24 protein-coding genes are annotated in these 17,217 nt (G+C 37.8%); 22 read left to right on the top strand and 2 right to left on the bottom strand.

Translation table 11 applies throughout. The annotated features are described in order from the left end of the window. The first annotated feature begins 153 nt into the window (after nt 1-153). From M0696_RS13065 to M0696_RS12960, 22 genes are all read left to right on the top strand, one after another. On the top strand, nt 154-822 hold the full coding sequence (locus tag M0696_RS13065) for a hypothetical protein (RefSeq protein ID WP_248602038.1): 669 nt from the start codon (nt 154-156) through the stop codon (nt 820-822). Nucleotides 823-890: 68 nt separating this feature from the next. After that, complete coding sequence (locus M0696_RS13060; protein ID WP_248602037.1) at nt 891-1,343, top strand: hypothetical protein; 453 nt, start codon at nt 891-893, stop codon at nt 1,341-1,343. Nucleotides 1,344-1,438: 95 nt separating this feature from the next. Then, a complete protein-coding gene (locus M0696_RS13055; RefSeq protein ID WP_248602036.1) occupies nt 1,439-1,894 on the top strand; it encodes a sigma factor-like helix-turn-helix DNA-binding protein in 456 nt (151 codons plus the stop codon). A gap of 143 nt (nt 1,895-2,037) precedes the next feature. Beyond that, nucleotides 2,038-2,430, top strand: a complete 393-nt coding sequence (locus tag M0696_RS13050; protein ID WP_248602035.1) for a hypothetical protein — start codon at nt 2,038-2,040, stop codon at nt 2,428-2,430. Nucleotides 2,431-2,548: 118 nt separating this feature from the next. Continuing rightward, entirely contained in the window at nt 2,549-2,782 is a 234-nt protein-coding gene (locus tag M0696_RS13045; RefSeq protein WP_248602034.1) for a hypothetical protein, read from the top strand. 201 nt (nt 2,783-2,983) lie between these two features. After that, nucleotides 2,984-3,934, top strand: coding sequence for a macro domain-containing protein (locus M0696_RS13040; protein WP_248602033.1), 951 nt, complete (start codon nt 2,984-2,986; stop codon nt 3,932-3,934). Beyond that, on the top strand, nt 3,918-4,919 hold the full coding sequence (locus M0696_RS13035) for a DarT ssDNA thymidine ADP-ribosyltransferase family protein (protein ID WP_248602032.1): 1,002 nt from the start codon (nt 3,918-3,920) through the stop codon (nt 4,917-4,919). The genes M0696_RS13040 and M0696_RS13035 overlap by 17 nt, the downstream gene beginning before the upstream one ends. An 80-nt stretch (nt 4,920-4,999) precedes the next feature. Further along, the gene (gene terS, locus M0696_RS13030; RefSeq protein ID WP_248602031.1) at nt 5,000-5,716 is read left to right on the top strand and encodes a phage terminase small subunit; all 717 of its coding nucleotides are present in this window, start codon (nt 5,000-5,002) and stop codon (nt 5,714-5,716) included. Continuing rightward, nucleotides 5,709-7,004, top strand: a complete 1,296-nt coding sequence (locus M0696_RS13025) for a PBSX family phage terminase large subunit (protein ID WP_248602030.1) — start codon at nt 5,709-5,711, stop codon at nt 7,002-7,004. The genes terS and M0696_RS13025 overlap by 8 nt, the downstream gene beginning before the upstream one ends. A 3-nt stretch (nt 7,005-7,007) precedes the next feature. Then, the gene (locus M0696_RS13020) at nt 7,008-8,540 is read left to right on the top strand and encodes a phage portal protein (RefSeq protein WP_248602029.1); all 1,533 of its coding nucleotides are present in this window, start codon (nt 7,008-7,010) and stop codon (nt 8,538-8,540) included. Next, nucleotides 8,537-9,454, top strand: coding sequence for a phage minor head protein (locus M0696_RS13015; protein ID WP_248602028.1), 918 nt, complete (start codon nt 8,537-8,539; stop codon nt 9,452-9,454). Before M0696_RS13020 ends, M0696_RS13015 begins: the two co-directional genes overlap by 4 nt. A 43-nt stretch (nt 9,455-9,497) precedes the next feature. After that, nucleotides 9,498-10,103, top strand: a complete 606-nt coding sequence (locus M0696_RS13010) for a hypothetical protein (protein ID WP_248602027.1) — start codon at nt 9,498-9,500, stop codon at nt 10,101-10,103. 35 nt (nt 10,104-10,138) lie between these two features. Further along, a complete protein-coding gene (locus M0696_RS13005; protein ID WP_248602026.1) occupies nt 10,139-11,113 on the top strand; it encodes an XkdF-like putative serine protease domain-containing protein in 975 nt (324 codons plus the stop codon). 18 nt (nt 11,114-11,131) lie between these two features. Next, entirely contained in the window at nt 11,132-12,067 is a 936-nt protein-coding gene (locus tag M0696_RS13000; RefSeq protein WP_172640427.1) for a phage major capsid protein, read from the top strand. A gap of 10 nt (nt 12,068-12,077) precedes the next feature. Further along, nucleotides 12,078-12,389, top strand: coding sequence for a YqbF domain-containing protein (locus tag M0696_RS12995; RefSeq protein ID WP_248602025.1), 312 nt, complete (start codon nt 12,078-12,080; stop codon nt 12,387-12,389). Nucleotides 12,390-12,393: 4 nt separating this feature from the next. Beyond that, a complete protein-coding gene (gene yqbG, locus M0696_RS12990; protein ID WP_075748306.1) occupies nt 12,394-12,789 on the top strand; it encodes a protein YqbG in 396 nt (131 codons plus the stop codon). Continuing rightward, on the top strand, nt 12,786-13,148 hold the full coding sequence (locus M0696_RS12985; protein ID WP_248602024.1) for a YqbH/XkdH family protein: 363 nt from the start codon (nt 12,786-12,788) through the stop codon (nt 13,146-13,148). Before yqbG ends, M0696_RS12985 begins: the two co-directional genes overlap by 4 nt. Next, complete coding sequence (locus tag M0696_RS12980) at nt 13,145-13,648, top strand: HK97 gp10 family phage protein (RefSeq protein ID WP_248602023.1); 504 nt, start codon at nt 13,145-13,147, stop codon at nt 13,646-13,648. Before M0696_RS12985 ends, M0696_RS12980 begins: the two co-directional genes overlap by 4 nt. Before the next feature lie 12 nt (nt 13,649-13,660). Then, nucleotides 13,661-14,098, top strand: a complete 438-nt coding sequence (locus tag M0696_RS12975; RefSeq protein WP_248602022.1) for a phage tail terminator family protein — start codon at nt 13,661-13,663, stop codon at nt 14,096-14,098. Further along, on the top strand, nt 14,095-14,286 hold the full coding sequence (locus M0696_RS12970) for a YqzN/YkzM domain-containing protein (protein ID WP_248602021.1): 192 nt from the start codon (nt 14,095-14,097) through the stop codon (nt 14,284-14,286). Before M0696_RS12975 ends, M0696_RS12970 begins: the two co-directional genes overlap by 4 nt. Then, complete coding sequence (locus tag M0696_RS12965; RefSeq protein WP_248602020.1) at nt 14,287-15,687, top strand: phage tail sheath family protein; 1,401 nt, start codon at nt 14,287-14,289, stop codon at nt 15,685-15,687. A gap of 2 nt (nt 15,688-15,689) precedes the next feature. Next, nucleotides 15,690-16,133 carry a phage tail tube protein gene (locus M0696_RS12960; protein WP_019715091.1) on the top strand — a complete coding sequence of 148 codons (444 nt, stop codon included), beginning with the start codon at nt 15,690-15,692 and terminating at the stop codon, nt 16,131-16,133. 400 nt (nt 16,134-16,533) lie between these two features. Here M0696_RS12960 and bsrH read toward each other — a convergent pair whose 3' ends face one another. Both bsrH and txpA read right to left on the bottom strand, forming a co-directional pair. Beyond that, nucleotides 16,534-16,623, bottom strand: coding sequence for a type I toxin-antitoxin system toxin BsrH (gene bsrH / locus M0696_RS12955; protein ID WP_074794433.1), 90 nt, complete (start codon nt 16,621-16,623; stop codon nt 16,534-16,536). Nucleotides 16,624-17,005: 382 nt separating this feature from the next. Further along, nucleotides 17,006-17,185, bottom strand: coding sequence for a type I toxin-antitoxin system toxin TxpA (gene txpA, locus M0696_RS12950; protein WP_024122157.1), 180 nt, complete (start codon nt 17,183-17,185; stop codon nt 17,006-17,008). Nucleotides 17,186-17,217: the final 32 nt, after the last annotated feature.

Here is a 17,217-nt window from a genome sequence, read left to right as displayed (position 1 = left end):
GGATTGTGATTGTATACCACATTTCGGTATTAAGCTTAGGATTTAAATAATCAGTAAAGTGAGTAAAATAAGTTGAAGGAATGGAATGATAGTGTGAAAATTGAAATAAAATGGAACTCCGATTATAATCATGAATAAAAGGGAGTTTTTAGAATGAGGCCGATTACTGTACCCCAAAAAGCATATAAATTTATGAAACCATGTTTTTTAAGAAAATTGGAAACAACAAAGAAGATTTTTGTTAATCATTTAAATAACTATCCTGAAAGTCGACATGGAAGTGTGATTGGAGATGATTTAGAGGGACATGCTTCAAAGAACGTCACTCTTAATTCACATATATTTACCGAAAATGATTTGAATACACCTCTTGGTGCTCATTTGAGTCAATTTTTTAATTTTGAAGGAGTAAGTAATATCCAACTCACAGGAGGTAATTTTATTACTAAAGAGGTAGATGATAACTGTTACGTCTATTGTCTTTGTGAGGAGTATGATGATTATGTTAAAAAAGAGTTTGGAGGATCATGCCTTATTATAGAAAACTTCCCTCAATTTTTAACCGAACTAAACAAATGCATGTTAAGGAAAAAGAAATTTTTATTGACTGCTGCTAAATGTACATATTTAACTGATCGAGAACAAAAATTCGATGCTAAAGATCCTAATTTTAATATTATCCCAGGTCTGATTAAAGATATAAGATATAGAAATCAAAAAGAATATAGAGTGTTATGGAAAAATATCGATAATTCTCTTATAGATAAACCATTAGAAATTTATTGTCCTTCAGCATTAAAATATTGCAGGTTTGAGTATTAGTTTTGCAATAGATTTGAATGGTTGTTTATATGAATTTTTATATCAATTAAATGGGAGTGACTTTTTTAATGAATTCAGCTTTAGAAGCAGGGTTAATAAATGCATTAATAAATGCTTCTGCTACAATATTAGTGGGCTTTGGTGTTTATTACTTTGGAGCAAAAAAATTAGAAGCTATTAAATCAGAATTAAGCATAGTATCACAACAACGTTTAGAGATGCTTAAACGTAAAAGGGAGATATACGAAGATTTGTGCAAGGGACTTCAATTCTTTATTACAGATAGAGTGGAAGATGCAGATAAATCAAAGGTGAAAGCGCTAGCTTTAGAGACTTATGATAAATTGTCACTTTGGGGATCAGATAAGGTATGTGATGCAGCAGATAATTTTTTTAAAGCAGTTAAAAGTCCAGGGAAGGATTCTGAGGAAGAATATAAATTGTTGTTGTCTGCTATGCGAGAAGACTTAAACCAAAATGATTCTACCGAGTATAAAAGAGATTACCAAATTGTTTCCTAGTCCAAGATGGAAAGCCTGCGGACACTGAACTTACAGCATTTACGCTGTTTGTTTGGTGTCCGTTTTTTATTTACTTAAAAAGGGAGGACACTATCATGAATCGAAAAGACATTGAAAATCTAATCAATAGCTATCACTGGATGGTGAAAGAGGTTCATCGATTGCAGAAGGTACTCTATGGTTCGGTAATTCCAATGAAAAATTGGGGTGTTGCTCAATATGGACTAGAAGCAGCTATGCCTAAAGGAAGTCCCGGGAAGAGTCAGGCTGAATTGCGGCAAATGGATATGAGAGAGGAACGTCTTTTCAAACGTCTTAAGTATTATGAAGAACGAGTATATGCGGTGGAGTTAGGGGCAGAAAAGCTCAAAGGAGAGCAACATAAAGTCATTTATGATTGCATGATGGAGGGGATGAGTTACCGTGCTATTGGTCTTCACCTTGGCATTTCAAGGGAAACTGTACGGAAAATGAAAGACGAGTTGATCAGCCAATTATGCCAAGATTGCCACTTTGAGCGTTTGTTGAATATGAAAAAATCTGTGGTGTAAAATGGGAGGTAGGTCGGCGCGGCAGTAATTTTATTGAGCCACCTAAACCATATAGTACACAGGATAATAAATCATTCGACAAATTCTGCAAAGTGTTCCTTTGTTCTCTTTGTTCACCGATAATAAGGTGGGGGAGGAGACAAATGAAAAAGATTTGTTTGTTATTTATGTTAGTTGGCATTGTGGCGGTAATTGGTGCATGTTCTTCAGAAGATCCGACTGACGATACATCGGTAAACTCTGTCGATTCATCAACAGATGATTTAACGGATGATACATCTGATGAATTAGATACAGATAATGGTGAATCTGATAGCTCAATTTATACTGAAGAAGAATTAGAGAGTGATCCAAAAGCACCTTTTTCAGATCCAAATGATTACAATGATGATGGAGAGTATGTACCAGAGAATGGGGTTTCAGATAATCCAGCTGATTATAATGCCAACGGAGAATATAAACCAGTTGAAGGCATGACTCAAGAAGAGATTGAAAAAGAATTGGAAAGTATGATTGGAGATAGCATAAATCAATAATTTTTTCATTAGGCACCTTATTAGGTGTCTTTTTTATGTTCAATCGTTCGACAAATTTTGCGAAGGGTTTTTTGCCGAGATCTCTTGCCGATATAAAAAAGGTAGGGGGGTGAAAAACATGACAAGATCAATAAATGTTAATCAGCAACATTTGCTTGAACAACTAGCAGGCGGATCGGTAAACCGTCAATGTACAATAGAAGCTCTAATTGATATTCTCATCGATAAAAAGGTGTTTACTGAAGAAGAATTCGTTAAATACCAAATGCATCATTTAGAACATTCAGCAGATGAGTATTCTGCGGAGCTTTTAGGAATTAGCAAGGAGGATTATATTAATAACAAAAAATAAATAGGAATACATATTAACTTAAATGTCACATTGTGACTTGTTTATACTGTATTAAAAGCTGGGTAGACATATTCAAACAAACTGAAAATTCCTTGTGAAAACTAAATGCCTAATAATATTTAAAACGTATGTTCATTTTATTTGCGTTAATGATTATAATAAACAAGGAATGTTTAATTACACTAAAGGTGTGTTGTGAATATGATTACATATGTAAAACAAGATATTTTTGAAAGTCCTGCTCAAGTCTTAGTTAACACAGTTAATACTGTGGGAGTAATGGGGAAGGGTATAGCAAAAAGATTCAAACAAATATACCCAGAAATGTTTGAGCAATACCAATATTTTTGCGAAACAAAAAACTTAGACATAGGTAAATTATGGATATATAAATCGAATCATAAATGGATATTGAATTTTCCAACAAAAAAACATTGGAGATCCCCATCAAAAATTGAATATATTGAGGAGGGATTAAAAAAGTTTGTGGAAACATATGAAGAGAAAGGGATAAATTCTATTTCCTTTCCTTTGTTAGGATGCGGTAATGGAGGACTAGATTGGGAAAAGGAAGTTAAACCTTTGATGGAAAAGTATCTTAGACCTTTACCAATAGAGGTTTTTATACATCTAAATGGAAATAATACCAAACCAGAGCATAAGGAGATAAATTCAACAAAAAAGTGGTTAAGATCCATGCCTAATTTTCTAAGTTTTAGTGAGGTATGGGAAGATCTACAGCTTAAAATCCCATTTGAAAACACAATTAATTCAAAAGGTGAAGAATGGGAAGTATTAATTGATGAAATTGAGATTTTAACTGAAGATAATATAGAAGAAAAAGTTCTAGTTATACAATTTAGACAAGAAGGATTCGTAATAAATCTAACAATTAACCAGCTTAATGAAGTATGGCGGTACCTTAGAAAAGTTGGTTTTTGTACAAAGAAAGATCTTCCTGAAGACCTTCAAAGGTTTAGCGGTTTAGTTTTTAATCTCTTGAATAAATTAGATTATATAGAACCGGTACAGTTAGCTGTTAAATATAATAATGATAGTGATTTTGAAAATGGTATTAGAGTCTTACCATATAAAATGAATGCTTCTTTTCAGGAAAAAGAGGGGGAAATAGTAATTGAGCCAGAAAAATAAGGAGAAATTCAGGGAAATTATTGATGATTTGATAAGTGGCAAAATTGAGACCGGACTTCCTCCTCAAAAAAGATGGATACCTAAATACGTCTATCATTTTACAGACATACTTAACGCAAAAAATATACTTTCTACCGGATATATATATAGTCGGAAATCAGCCAATGAATTAGAATATATGCAGGTAGATAATGCCAGTCAAGAAGTAATAAATCACACAGAAGAAAAATGTAAGGCTTATGCGAGGTTTTATTTCAGGCCGAAAACACCTACACAATTTTGGAATGAGGGAATACGGAGTGCCCAGCAGATTAACAGTGAATTAAACGCCCACTGTCCAGTCCCTGTGTTTTTTTTATTTGACAGTTATTCCATGTTAACCTTAGAAAATTCACAATTTACATACGGGAATTTAGCTACTAAGAATACAGCTCTATATAATGATGATGTATCATTTAAAGAGATGCCTTTTTCATATGTTTATCATGAGGGTTCCTTTGATTCAAGTCTTAAATCTCAAATTATCTATAACAGACATGCTGAGTTAATTGTTCCTGAAAAAACTTCCTTAAAATACTTAAAAATGATAGTTTGTAGGAGTAATGCTGAGAAAGAGACTTTTATAAACTTATTAGATGCTCAAGAAAAAGAGTATTATAAGAGTATAATTGTTGTGGACACACGAAATGCTTTTTTTAATGGATGTTTTACTTATGTGGAGGATGCCAACTTAACTAGCGAAAAAATCGTTCTTACTTTTAATCAGAGCAGGGGACATTCTGTATTTAAAGCATACCTTCAGATTTTAGAAGAGTCCACAAAAAAGAGATACACTTGGGAAAAAAGCAATTATCCAGCAACGCCATTACAGGAATTTAACCTTTCAAACTTAGAAGATCCTAATTCATACATTGTAGAGTTCTATTTGGACAAGCATTTAGCATATAAAGGTGTATACAGGAAAAAAGATTCTTTGCCTTTTTAGTAATAAATTTACTCCTCCTCATTTTGAGGAGTTTTTTTTTCGAAACAACACGAATCAGAAGGAGGTGGCAGTAAATGTAGATGGTTGAAAAGCACATAAAGGCGTATAGGGATTACGTCAAAGGCATGAAATACAAGGACCTTGCCGAGAAATACGGGGTGTCAGTGAACACCATTAAATCATGGAAACAACGGCATGGTTGGAAAAGAAAGAAGTGTGCACCCATTTCAAAAAGTGTGCACACAAAAAAAGGTGGGCAGCCAGGTAACAAAAATGCTTTAGGGAATAAGGGCGGCGCACCAAAGGGAAATCAAAACGCTGTGACTCATGGATTCTTCTCAAAGTTCCTGCCAGAAGAGACACTATCAATCATGGAAGAGATCCAGGAGCGATCCCCTGTCGATATGATATGGGATCAGATACAGATCCAATATGCTGCAATTATAAGAGCACAAAAAATCATGTTCGTTTCTGATAAGCAGGAAATGATTAAGGAACTGAAAAAGAAAAAATCGGTTTTATCTGAGACAAACGAAGTCGAAGAGGAAGAATACGAATTCCAATTTTCTTGGGATCGTCATGCAACGTTCTTGAATGCTCAATCTAGGGCAATGGCAGAGCTCAGGAACCTTATAAAGCAGTTTGATGAATTAGCCCATTCGGAAGACGAACGACGCCTTAAATTGGAGCATATGCGCTTAAATATCAACAAGAAAAAATTAGAGATTGAAGAACTTATAGAAGAAGATAAACCTTTTGAGATCACCATTGTGAACAAAGGTGATGACAGTGATTAAACAAGTAAATCCCCATTTTAAAGAATTTCTCTTTGACTGGAATCAAAAGTTTCAGTTTCTCGTTGGTGGTTATGGATCATCCAAAAGCTATCATGTTGCTTTGAAGATTGTTCTGAAATTGCTCAAAGAAAAGCGTACTGCACTCGTTATCAGAGAGGTATACGACACACATAGGGACTCCACATTTTCTCTTTTTGATGAACTTGTAAGTGATCTGAAATTAGATCATATTATTAGGTGTGTATCTTCTCCGATGCAGATTCGTTTTTCAAATGGCAGCCGAATTATCTTTAAAGGGATGGATAAGCCAGCCAAATTAAAATCAATCAATAATATTTCACTCATTTGGATTGAGGAATGTTCTGAAGTGAAGTATGAGGGATTCAAGGAGCTGTTAGGACGTCTTCGTCACCCGACATTGCCGCTTCACATGATACTTTCGACAAATCCAGTCGGAGAGGACAATTGGACCTTTAAACATTTCTTTAAAGATGATAGAGAAAAGCGCTTTGTACTGGATGATAAGGAACTTTATGAAAAGCGGATAATCGTTAGCAACGACACCTATTATCATCACTCAACGGCAGATGATAATCTTTTTCTGCCAGAAAGCTATGTCCAGCAACTTGAAGAATTGAAGACATACGATCCAGACCTTTACCGAATTGCGCGGAAAGGTCATTTTGGCGTGAATGGAATTCGGGTACTACCGCAGTTTGAAGAACGGCCACATGAAGAGGTTATGACTGCAATCTCTAATATTAACCGCCCGCTTAAACGAGTTGGCATGGACTTTGGTTTTGTTGAGTCGTATAACGCCGTTGTTAGAGTTGCTGTGGATCATGAAAAGAAATATCTCTATATCTACTGGGAGTATTACAAGAATGGGCTGACGGATGATAAAACAGCCGAAGAACTCAAGGAATTTGCAGAGACTAAAGAATTAATCAAAGCGGATTCTGCAGAGCCTAAGACAATCCGATATTTTCAACAGCATGGTTTTAAAATGGTGGGTGCCCGTAAGCATCAGGGTTCACGCCTCCAATACACAAAGAAGATCAAACGGTTCAAGAAGATCATTTGCTCTGAGCGTTGCGAGAACACGATTTATGAGCTTAAGCCGCTCACTTATGCTACTGATAAGCTGGGGAACATCATAGAAGACGAGTTTACTATAGACCCGCATACACTATCAGCTATCTGGTACGCTCTCGATGACTATGAGGTAACCGATTTGAAAGAAGAATCAAAAGGAAGACCGCAAAGAATAAGACCAGGAAGGAGGTAAAGCATGTCAAAACAATCTGTTAAAGCACGAGTGATCAAAGCTTCTCCGCCTACTGAATCAACAAAACAGATTTATGAAGATGAATTTGCGGACAGTTATGACAGCAATATTTTGCCGCCTCCGTATAACCTAAAAGAATTAAAGATGATTGCTGAGTATTCAACGATCTTACAGCAATGCGTTGATGCCTACAGGACAAATATTGTGGGCTTTGGGTTTGATTTTGAGTACTCGTTTGATGTGAATTCGCCAAATGTGACAAACAAAGAAAAAAATGAAGCTGAAAGTGAATGGACAAAGCTTGAAGAGTTCGTTAAATATCTTCACTTTGATGAGTCAGCTGAGACTTTACTCGGCTTTGTTATTGAAGACCGAGAAAAGACCGGTAATGGATTTATTGAGGTTATCCGAAACGGTGAAAATAAGCCAGCTGGCATTGAATACATGGACGTTCAAAATGTTCGAGTTTGCAAACTGTCTGAACCAATCGAAGTTGATTTTACATACTTCGAACAAGGACAAATGAAATCAATCAAAAGAGAGAAACGATTTCGAAAGTATGTTCAGATGATTGACGGGCGAATGGTTTACTTTAAGGAATACGGTGATCCGCGAGTCTTAAATTTAGAGACAGGTCAATACGATGAACAAACACCTTTCGAAAAACGAGCCAATGAGGTAGTTCACCTCAAAATCGGAAGCGGTACTTATGGAAAGCCCCGCTGGATTGGCCACATTGTTAATTTGTATGGTGCTCGTAAAGCTGAAGAGCTGAACTTCATGTACTTCAAGCAAGGTAGACATATTCCCGCTGCCATTACTATTGAAAACGGAATGTTGTCAGAGGACTCATATACACAATTGCAGGATTACATGAATGGGCTTGAAGGGGTGGAGAACGCACATAAGTTTCTATTACTTGAAGCGGAAGGCATAGCGAAGGGCAAAAACATTCATGGCGATGAAGAGATTGCACCAGTGAAAGTTGATATTAAGTCACTTGCTGAAATCCTTCAAGAAGATGCTTTGTTTCTTGAATATGACCAAAAGAGCCGAGATAAAATTAGATCGGCTTTTCGTTTGCCTCCACTTTATACAGGTGAAGCTCAAGATTACAACAGAGCGACAGCTGACACAGCAAGAAAGATTACTGAGGAACAAGTCTTTCAGCCTGAACGAAAGTTAATCACTGGTAAACTGAACGCTTTATTTCTAAATGATCTTGAGATTCATAAGGTTCGTCTTCAGCTAAAGGGACCTGACTTTAGAGATCCACTTGAGATTGCTAAGGTTCTAACACCGTTTATAACAGCTGGTGCAGTTTCTCCGAATGATCTACGTGATCTGGCTGGACGGGTGCTCGGTAAGACGCTTGAAGAATGGCCAGAAGAAGAATACAACCGGCCGCTTGGTAAGAATAGCACTGAGTCCGTTTCTGATCCTTTGGCTACGCTGTTTAAATCTAAGAACGGTACTCCTGATATGATCGGGTTATTAAAAGATATGCGGGATGTTCTGGAGGATTTGAAGAGATGAACAAAACGGATAAGCTATTGGACAGTCTGAACGCATTTATTCAAAAAGCCGAGGAAAATCAGTATAAGCAATTGGGGGAGATGGTACCTGACTTTCCTGGCAAATCTAATATACCCAAGTATGTGGAGGAATATGAAAAAGGCATCGCTAGATTACTCAGGCGCCAGCGTAAGAAGTTTTTAGATGGTCTTAAAGGTTTTGTAAGCAAAGAATCAAAAGAGACGTTAGAAGCCCTTTTAGTGTTTTTTACTCAGAACCTATTTGCGGAGGATGATTTCGAGGAAAAATTTCAGGAACTTACCGAGGGATTTCTACAGCAGACCATTGAAGAGCTGGCCGAAGTCATCATGGACTCTATAGATCCAGAAGTGCCTTTTAAAGTCTTATCTAACCGTACGATTAATTGGATTAAAGGTTGGTCTGAGAAACTGACTAAGATCATGAAGCTGAATACTCATGAAGCGGTCGAGAACGTACTAACTAATGCAATCGAGAACGGTTCTACAATCCAAGACATTGAGTTGACTCTCAAAGAAATACCGCAGTTTGATAGGGAACGTGCACGGACAACGGCCATCACTGAAGTGCTTGCCGCTTCCTCAGCCGCACAGCATGAATCATATTCACAATCGCCGGCAGTAAAGAAAAAGAAGTGGCGGCACAGCGGCGGGAAGAAGAACAACCCACGTGAGAATCATATCGATCTTGATGGCACAGTCATTGGAGTGGATGAAGAATTTCAGATGCCAGGTAGTGGAGAGACCTGTATGTTCCCGAGAGATCCTAAACTTTCTGCTGGGGAGCGGATAAATTGCCATTGTGTTCTATCGCCTGTAGTAGATAGCAAGATTTTGGGTTTGTCTGCTGAGGAAAAAGAAAAGATTAGAAGAGAAGCCTTAGCAAACATGGAATAAAATAGTATAATTTCCTCATTACTTTAAGAAATGAGGGAAAGAGATGAATTTGTTCGAATTTTTATCTTCATTAGCATGGCCTGTAGTTGTTTTTATAGCAATTTTAAAGCTACAGAATCCTTTATCTAACTTAATTAGTACACTGGCTAAAATTAAGTATAAAGATTGGGAATTTGAATTCCTATTGGATAGGAAAATAGATGAAATTGAGAAAGTTGTAGATTCTAATATCGCAGTAACAGAAAAAAAGGTATCTATTCCTGTGGTTAATAACAAAGTAAAGCAAAGAGAGAAAAAATGGTTTAATTTTATGACACGAAAAGATCGATATATTTCTATATACAAATGTGAAGAAGAACTGTTTTCTGCTGTGTACAAATTATTCAAAATGGCGAATATAGATGAATCGAATGATAATCTTAATGAGGATCTTAATATACAACATATGATTAATAACCTGATTAGTAAGGAATTTATTTCAAAAGATTTAGGGCAAGCTATATTAAATGCCCAGAGCATGCTCCCTACTTTATCTATTGCAAATGAAGTTCCTGGCTTTTTACTGAACAAATATCTTGAGAATTTTAAGGGGATTATATCTATATTAGAAAATAAAATTGCAGGATTAGAAGCAAAAGAGTCTTCTTAATAATAGATGCTTTTTGAAAGGAGGTGAATAATGCAATGCCTCGAGAATTACTAAACGCAAAAATCACGCATGTTTCTTATGTAGATAAGGCTGCTAATCAAAAGCAGTTCTTTTTTATGAAGTCAGAAGAAAAGCCGGTATTTCAAAAAGAAGTCAAGGTTCTTACCAAAGAAGCGGACGAGCAAAAACTCGTTTATGGAATCGTATATGAACCGGACACAGTGGACGCACATGGGGATTTCATGACAGCTGCAGAAATTGAAAAGGCCGCTCATGGATTCTTGAAAGATGCCCGTGAAATTGATAAGCAGCATGACTTTCAGGGCGGTGTCGGGGCAGTGGTAGAATCCTATGTTGCACCTGCTGACTTTGAAATGAATGGGGAAACCATCAAAAAGGGCTCATGGGTCCTTGTCACAAAGGCTTCAGAAGAAATATGGGAGCAAATCAAAAAAGGTGAAATTACAGGTTATTCAATGGCAGGGACTGCTGAGACAATTGAAAAACAAGAAGAAAAGCCAGTTTCTCAAGAGAAAACAGACGAGAAAGGGCTTTTTAATTTGCTTAAAAGCTTTTTTATGGGAAAGCATCAGCAGTCATATGATGAGCCAGTTGAAAAGGCGGGCAGAAAGTTTTCCGCTTCAAACCTACAAGAAATTAAAAATGCTCATACTGCTCTCGGTAACTTGCTGAGTCAGGTTGAGACAGAAGAGGAGGAAAAAGAAATGACTTCGGAGGAAGTAAAGAAATCAATTCAAGCCGTTTTAGAGCCAATTGAGAAGCGGCTGGCAGATCTAGAAAAAGAAGAAGATCCTAAAAAGAAAGATAAAGAAAAAACAGAAGAAGAGGCTGAAAAAGAAGCTGAGAAGTTGAAAAAAGCTATTACTGATGCTGTTCAACCGCTCGCTGATCGTATTGAAGCTATCGAAAAAAGCCGGGGAACATCTAAGCAAACTGAAGCATCGGGTTCTGAACAAGTTCAAAAATCAATCTGGTCAGGGTTGTTTTAATGTATAAGGAGGATACGAATGAGAAATCAAGAGGTTATAAATAAAGCAGAAATGACGCTTTCTACTTTAGAAAGCGGCGGGATTATGAATCCTACTCAAGCTTCAACTTTTATTCGAATGGTTCAAGATACGCCAACTATTTTAAGAGATGCGCGTGTTATTCAAATGGACCATGACACACAGAAAATCGAGAAGATCGGTTTTGGTCAGCGTATTTTAAGGGCAGCCCAAGAGGGAGTTGCGTTAACTAAAGATCAAAAATCAGTTCCATCAACTAGCACAGTTAACTTAAGCACAAAAGAAGTTATTGCTGAAGTTAACATTACCTATGACACACTTGAAAACAACATCGAAAAAGATGGTCTTCAAAATACAATTATGCAAATGATAGCTGAGCGTGCTGCGGTTGATATTGAAGAGTTGCTTGTAAATGGAGATACATCTTCATCCGACTCATATCTTGCACAATTAGATGGCATCAGAAAACAAGCTACATCTCACATTGTTGATGCTGCAGGTGAGGAACTGACACGCCAAACGTTCAAGCGAGGATACAAAGCTGTACCTCCAAAATATTTGCGAATTCCACAGGAGTTCCGTTTCTATACATCGCCTGGTATTGAGGTTGAATGGAAAGATCGCGTAGCTGATCGTCAAACAAATTTAGGGGATGCAGCTGTTCAAGGTGGCCTTTCTTCTGCTTTTGGTGTTCCGATCAAAGGTATTGCAAATTTACAACCTTATACGATTGGAGAAGGAGATACAGCCACTGATGTTTCTGATATCATCCTTACTCATCCGAAGAATATTATTCTTGGGTTCTCCCGTAACATTCGGATTGAAGTAGATAAAGACATCCGTCGCCGTATGTTTATCATTGTTTTGACAGCAAAATTGGATAGTGTTTTTGAAGAAGAAGACGCAGTAGCCAAGATCGTGAAAGTGAAGGAGTAGGTGGTCTGGCGTGTATACTGCAAAGCTTATTAAAGGCAAAACATACAATGTTATGGGAATAACCTTTCGAGCAGGTGTCAGTCAAACAGTATCGAAAAAGCTCTATGAGTATTTAAATGAAAATCCATATTTTGTAATAACCCAAGAGCTTAATAATCAAAAGGGTGATCCGATAAATTATACTGAATCGGAATTGAAAGGTATGAATAAAGCAGAGCATGAATCCATTATTTCTAATCTTGGTGGCAATCCGTCTGACTTCAAAAACGCAGATGAAAGAATTGCCTACATCCTTAACCAAATAGATAACAAAGGGGAGTGACCTTATGCTGTTAATCACTCCTGATGAATTAAAGAGTTATTCAGTTTTTGAGTCTGTAAAGACCAGGCCTGACGAGTTGTTAAAACAGGATATCCTTGAGGCAACTGCCGATATCATTCTTAAAGTTGGACATGATTTTTCTGATGCAGAGTATATTCCTTTGCCAGAAACGGTTCGACTGGCCCTATTAAAGTTGTCTCAGTTTTATGCTCTTATAAATGGCGACGAGTCAATTATTAAAGGATATACAACTGAAAAAATTGGTGATTATTCTTATACTCTAGGGGATGGCAGTTCTCTTCAAAAACCTGATGTGTATGCATTAATAAAAGATTATGTGAAACCGGCTAACCCTGATTTAGAAGGGATTGAAGCGAAAGTGCGGATGAGATCAATATGAGTTATCAATCCTTATTGACTGACAGATGTGACATTTACCATCTGCAGGAGAAAAAAGAAAATAGAAAGCAAAAATTCGGGGTGCCGGTTGAAGATGTTCAACCGGTTTTTTCGTACCCTGATGAGCCGGACATAGAAAATCAGCCGTGTTATTTTACAGAAAAGAGTCAGTCCATTATCCAACAAGAACCGAATGTAGCTATTTATCAATCATTCCTTGTGCATTTTCCTGCTAGTGCTGATATTCGAGTAAATGACAGGGCGGTTTGGGATGGTACTGCTTATAAATTACAGAAGCCCCGCAAAGTCAGGAATCATCATTGGGAAGTTACGGCAGTACAGGAGGTTGAATATTTGTGAAGATCAAAGGTCTTGATCAGTTCATTCAGTCATTAAACCGTGCTTCTCGTGGAGAATTGAAAGGGAGATACGAGGAATGGCTTGAAGCTATGGGTTTTGAGTTCCTAGACATTATTCAAGATGAAATTATCAGGACGAAGACGGTAGACACACGCCGCTTGCTTAATTCCTTTCAGAAAGGTGACCAGGATAATATCTTTTCAATGACAAAAGGCAGCTTAAAGTTGGATATTGGAACAAATCTAGAATACGCCTCATATGTGAATGACGGGCACTTTACGATCTTTCCGTCTAAAAATCAGGATAGACGGTGGGTCCCAGGGCGGTGGAAAGGCGACCGTTTCGAGTATGACCCTGCTGAAAGAAAAACCGGAATGCTGCTGAAGTTCCAATGGGTCGACGGTTCTGGCTTTTGGGATAACGCCATGGCTATATTTCAGTTGATGTTTGAGAGAAGCCTTGAGCGGAAGCTGCAACAATGGATCGATGAAGAATTTTAAGGCGGTGCTGCCATGAATCAAGAAGTAGGTTCAATTATGGGCTATCTATACAAACTGTATCCTGTTCAAGTGTATGAAGAAGAAATACCGCAGGACTTTGCTGTTCCGTCTCTTTATTTTCCACCGGCTTCCACGGTCGATGGGGTGGACACAGTATCCACGTTTCAGAAAGCCTATATTTTAAACGTAAAACTCTTTCACGAAAACGCACAGAAGGCTCATAACGAAGCGGAACGAATTGCGGATACACTTAGAAGCAGAAGGGGCATAATTCCGCTCATACAGGAATCTGGCGAGGATACGGGGGATTTTATTCGCCTATCTCGAATAGAAACGCGGGTATCAGATGATTACGCGACCATTGTCTTAAACTGGACGAGCCGCTATTGGTATGAGCGGGAAGAACAGCGTTCAATGGATGGTTTTAAATTTAAAAGTGGGGTGAAATGATGGCCACTAAAAAAGAGAAAGCAGAAAATGCTTTTTATATTAAGAATTTGCGAGAGCACAGTCGAGAGCTCTTTGGGGTAAAACCCGAGGTGTTTGATGGTGCTCTTTTTCATGTTCATAAAACGAGTATTACAAAATCGGAAGCGAAGAAGTTGATTACTCAGTTTCTTCAAAAGGAGGTCAAATAGATGAATGGCGGAACATTCACACCCGGCAAGGAAAAAGAGCGTGCCGGTATTTACTTTAACTTTAAAACGACCGCGGAAAACCGAGTTTCTGCCGGAGAACGCGGGACAGTTGCGCTGCCGATAGCATCCAGCTGGGGTGAAGTTAAGAAATTCATTTCTATCTCTTCAATCGAGGACTTGAATAAAAAAGTAGGATTAAATATCGATGATCCGTCTCTTTTGCTTTTACGTGAGGCAATGAAAAAGGCAAGTACAGTCTTGCTTTATCGTCTGACGGAAGGTCTTCGTGCTTCAGCAGACATTAGTGAAGGTGTAAAAGCTACTGCTCTTTATGGCGGCACTAAAGGAAATGACATCATTATCAGCATCACGGAGAACGTTATTGACTCTTCGAAAGTTGATGTCACTACCTACCTTGATCAGTCAGAAGTTGATAAACAAACAGTTTCTAAAGCTGAAGAGCTTAAACCAAATAACTATGTCACGTTTACAGGGAAAGGGGATTTAACAGTCACTATTCCGTTAACCGGTACGGCCCCTGAAGACGTCAGCGGTGCTCTTCCGGCAACTTCCGGAACCCGCTTGTCAGGTGGAACAGACAAAACACCGACAAATGCCGATTATACAGCTTTCTTGGAAGCGGCTGAAACGGAATACTTTGACACGATCGCACTGCCTGTAGAGGATAACGAGCAATTAAAAGCGACTTTTGTTGCGTTTATTAAGCGACTGAGAGACAACCAAGGACAAAAGGTTCAAGGTGTTCTTTCAAATTATAAGGGAGACCATGAGGGTATTATCAATGTAACTGGTGGTGTCCTACTTGAAGATGGAACGGAGATCACTCCTGAAAAAGCTACGGCTTGGGTTGCCGGTGCAAGTGCGGGGGCTACATTTAATCAATCACTTACATTTGTAGAATACGAGGGTGCTGTAGATGTCCTTAACCGAATTGACAACGACGAAATCGTTGAACGATTGTCAAATGGGGAATTCTTGTTTACTTATGATTCTCGTGATAAATCAGTATCGGTTGAAAAGGACATTAATTCACTCACAAGCCTAACAGCAGAGAAAAATAAGATGTTCCAGAAAAACAAAATTGTCCGTGTACTTGATGCAATTAATAATGACCTGACATCTCAATTAAAAGCATTGATCAAGTCTCGCAAAGCAAGCGGCAGTGACGTTCCCGCTACAAATGACGGACTGCAGTTTGTAAAAACGCTGATTACTCAATACTTGAGTGTTCTTCAAGATAACGGGGGCATTACTGATTTTGATTCAGAGAATGACATTACAATTGCTCTGAATAATGATCGAGACGGCTTTCTAATTGATCTCGCCGTTCAACCAGTCGATGCAGCTGAAAAATTCTACTTTAACGTTGAGGTGAAATAAGAATGGCATTAAAAGCGCAAAACACCATTTCAGGTAAAGAGGGCAGGCTGTTTCTTGATGGAGAAGAAATGGCCCATATCAAAACCTTTGAAGCCAACGTGGAGAAAAACAAATCCGAGGTCAATATCATGGGCCGCCGAATGACGGGGCATAAAACAACCGGTGCAAATGGAACAGGGACAGCCACTTTTTATAAAGTGACATCTCAATTTGTTCTTATTATGATGGACTATGTGAAAAAGGGAAGCGATCCTTACTTCACTTTACAAGCTGTTCTGGATGACGCCTCTTCAGGTCGTGGTACTGAACGAGTCACCCTGTATGATGTGAACTTTGATTCTGCGAAAATCGCTGGGCTTGATGTGGACTCAGAAGCATTAGAGGAAGAGGTACCGTTTACTTTCGAAGACTTTGATGTTCCTGAAAAGTTGAAGGATACGTTTTAAGAATCAACTATAGCATTGATGTAATGCATTTCAATTCTCTATGCAAAATTTTAGACGGAACTCTTAGAATCTAGGGAAAGCTAGTGGAATCTAAGAAAATCTAGTACATTACCACTTGATAACGCTGTGGTAAAGTGGTTAAAATAGTAGTATAAATACTATTGATACTATTAATAGTACTGATACTATTGGCAAAGGTATTCACGAATACCAATGTAATGCATTTCTTTTTCTTGGATTTCTGTGTATTTCTTTCATGAGAAATGCATAAAATAAAAAAGACCCGGTTGCCGCCGGGTCGGTATAAATGTTGGCCCATCAAGAGGGCTGGCTTAACAACTTCATGAAAGTATTTAGGATAGACTTTACCCTTTAACTTTGCCGAGCTCAAGGGGTGGGTCTATTTCTTCTTTATATAAGTCAACAGGGCAATTATAAATGACCCGAAAGCAAGCATAAGCATTAATGCTTGAAATGTTGACAAGTGCATCACCCCCTTTCATGAGGGAGTGAGCCAGACCGCCCTTGAGATGTTGAAAGCCAATATTCATTTATACTAAACCATATTGTACCATAACACTTTCAAAATCCTGGGAGTTTTTCATAAAAGAAATAGGGTGAAGGCTTTTAATAATGAGGACATTTTGAGATCAGAGATAAAAAAAGTAACGAATAAAAGATACAAATAATTATATAATCAATATATATTCATGTTATAATGGTGCCAAGCAAAAGTATTGCAACTACTGGCGTAAGCTGATAGTTGGTACCACATTACCACAATACAACTTGTTAATGTGTGTTACTTTCATGAGAAATGCATAAAATATAAAAGCCAGAGTGTTGCAGCACTCTAGCTTTTAAAGAAGAAACTACCCTTTAATAGGAGGGTCCTCGTGTAGACACTTTTCCTTTACAGTAATGTAAATAGGATGAGTGTCTTTTTTTCTAAGCATGAATAATAATGTTAAAAGAGATAGTACCCATGTCATAATCCCGCCTATTAAATTGGCAAAGCCAATCATGACCATTAAAGATTCATAGGTCGACATAATTTCACCTCCTTTCATATTCGGAGGATAAG

The organism is Bacillus rugosus, from assembly GCF_023238245.1.
Taxonomy (GTDB): domain Bacteria; phylum Bacillota; class Bacilli; order Bacillales; family Bacillaceae; genus Bacillus; species Bacillus rugosus.
The sequence above is the reverse complement of the archived record's forward strand: the minus strand, read 5'-3'. Positions and strand labels throughout refer to the sequence as shown.

Coding starts and splice junctions, on each gene's coding strand:
- M0696_RS13000 (WP_172640427.1), top strand. CDS start 11,132: ATGAGAAATCAAGAGGTTATAAATAAAGCAGAAATGACGCTTTCTACT.
- M0696_RS13045 (WP_248602034.1), top strand. CDS start 2,549: ATGACAAGATCAATAAATGTTAATCAGCAACATTTGCTTGAACAACTA.
- bsrH (WP_074794433.1), bottom strand. CDS start 16,623: ATGCACTTGTCAACATTTCAAGCATTAATGCTTATGCTTGCTTTCGGG.
- M0696_RS13065 (WP_248602038.1), top strand. CDS start 154: ATGAGGCCGATTACTGTACCCCAAAAAGCATATAAATTTATGAAACCA.
- M0696_RS13015 (WP_248602028.1), top strand. CDS start 8,537: ATGAACAAAACGGATAAGCTATTGGACAGTCTGAACGCATTTATTCAA.
- M0696_RS12965 (WP_248602020.1), top strand. CDS start 14,287: ATGAATGGCGGAACATTCACACCCGGCAAGGAAAAAGAGCGTGCCGGT.
- M0696_RS13005 (WP_248602026.1), top strand. CDS start 10,139: ATGCCTCGAGAATTACTAAACGCAAAAATCACGCATGTTTCTTATGTA.
- txpA (WP_024122157.1), bottom strand. CDS start 17,185: ATGTCGACCTATGAATCTTTAATGGTCATGATTGGCTTTGCCAATTTA.
- terS (WP_248602031.1), top strand. CDS start 5,000: ATGGTTGAAAAGCACATAAAGGCGTATAGGGATTACGTCAAAGGCATG.
- M0696_RS13010 (WP_248602027.1), top strand. CDS start 9,498: ATGAATTTGTTCGAATTTTTATCTTCATTAGCATGGCCTGTAGTTGTT.
- M0696_RS13060 (WP_248602037.1), top strand. CDS start 891: ATGAATTCAGCTTTAGAAGCAGGGTTAATAAATGCATTAATAAATGCT.
- yqbG (WP_075748306.1), top strand. CDS start 12,394: ATGCTGTTAATCACTCCTGATGAATTAAAGAGTTATTCAGTTTTTGAG.
- M0696_RS13055 (WP_248602036.1), top strand. CDS start 1,439: ATGAATCGAAAAGACATTGAAAATCTAATCAATAGCTATCACTGGATG.
- M0696_RS12970 (WP_248602021.1), top strand. CDS start 14,095: ATGATGGCCACTAAAAAAGAGAAAGCAGAAAATGCTTTTTATATTAAG.
- M0696_RS12960 (WP_019715091.1), top strand. CDS start 15,690: ATGGCATTAAAAGCGCAAAACACCATTTCAGGTAAAGAGGGCAGGCTG.
- M0696_RS13020 (WP_248602029.1), top strand. CDS start 7,008: ATGTCAAAACAATCTGTTAAAGCACGAGTGATCAAAGCTTCTCCGCCT.
- M0696_RS13040 (WP_248602033.1), top strand. CDS start 2,984: ATGATTACATATGTAAAACAAGATATTTTTGAAAGTCCTGCTCAAGTC.
- M0696_RS13050 (WP_248602035.1), top strand. CDS start 2,038: ATGAAAAAGATTTGTTTGTTATTTATGTTAGTTGGCATTGTGGCGGTA.
- M0696_RS12975 (WP_248602022.1), top strand. CDS start 13,661: ATGAATCAAGAAGTAGGTTCAATTATGGGCTATCTATACAAACTGTAT.
- M0696_RS12985 (WP_248602024.1), top strand. CDS start 12,786: ATGAGTTATCAATCCTTATTGACTGACAGATGTGACATTTACCATCTG.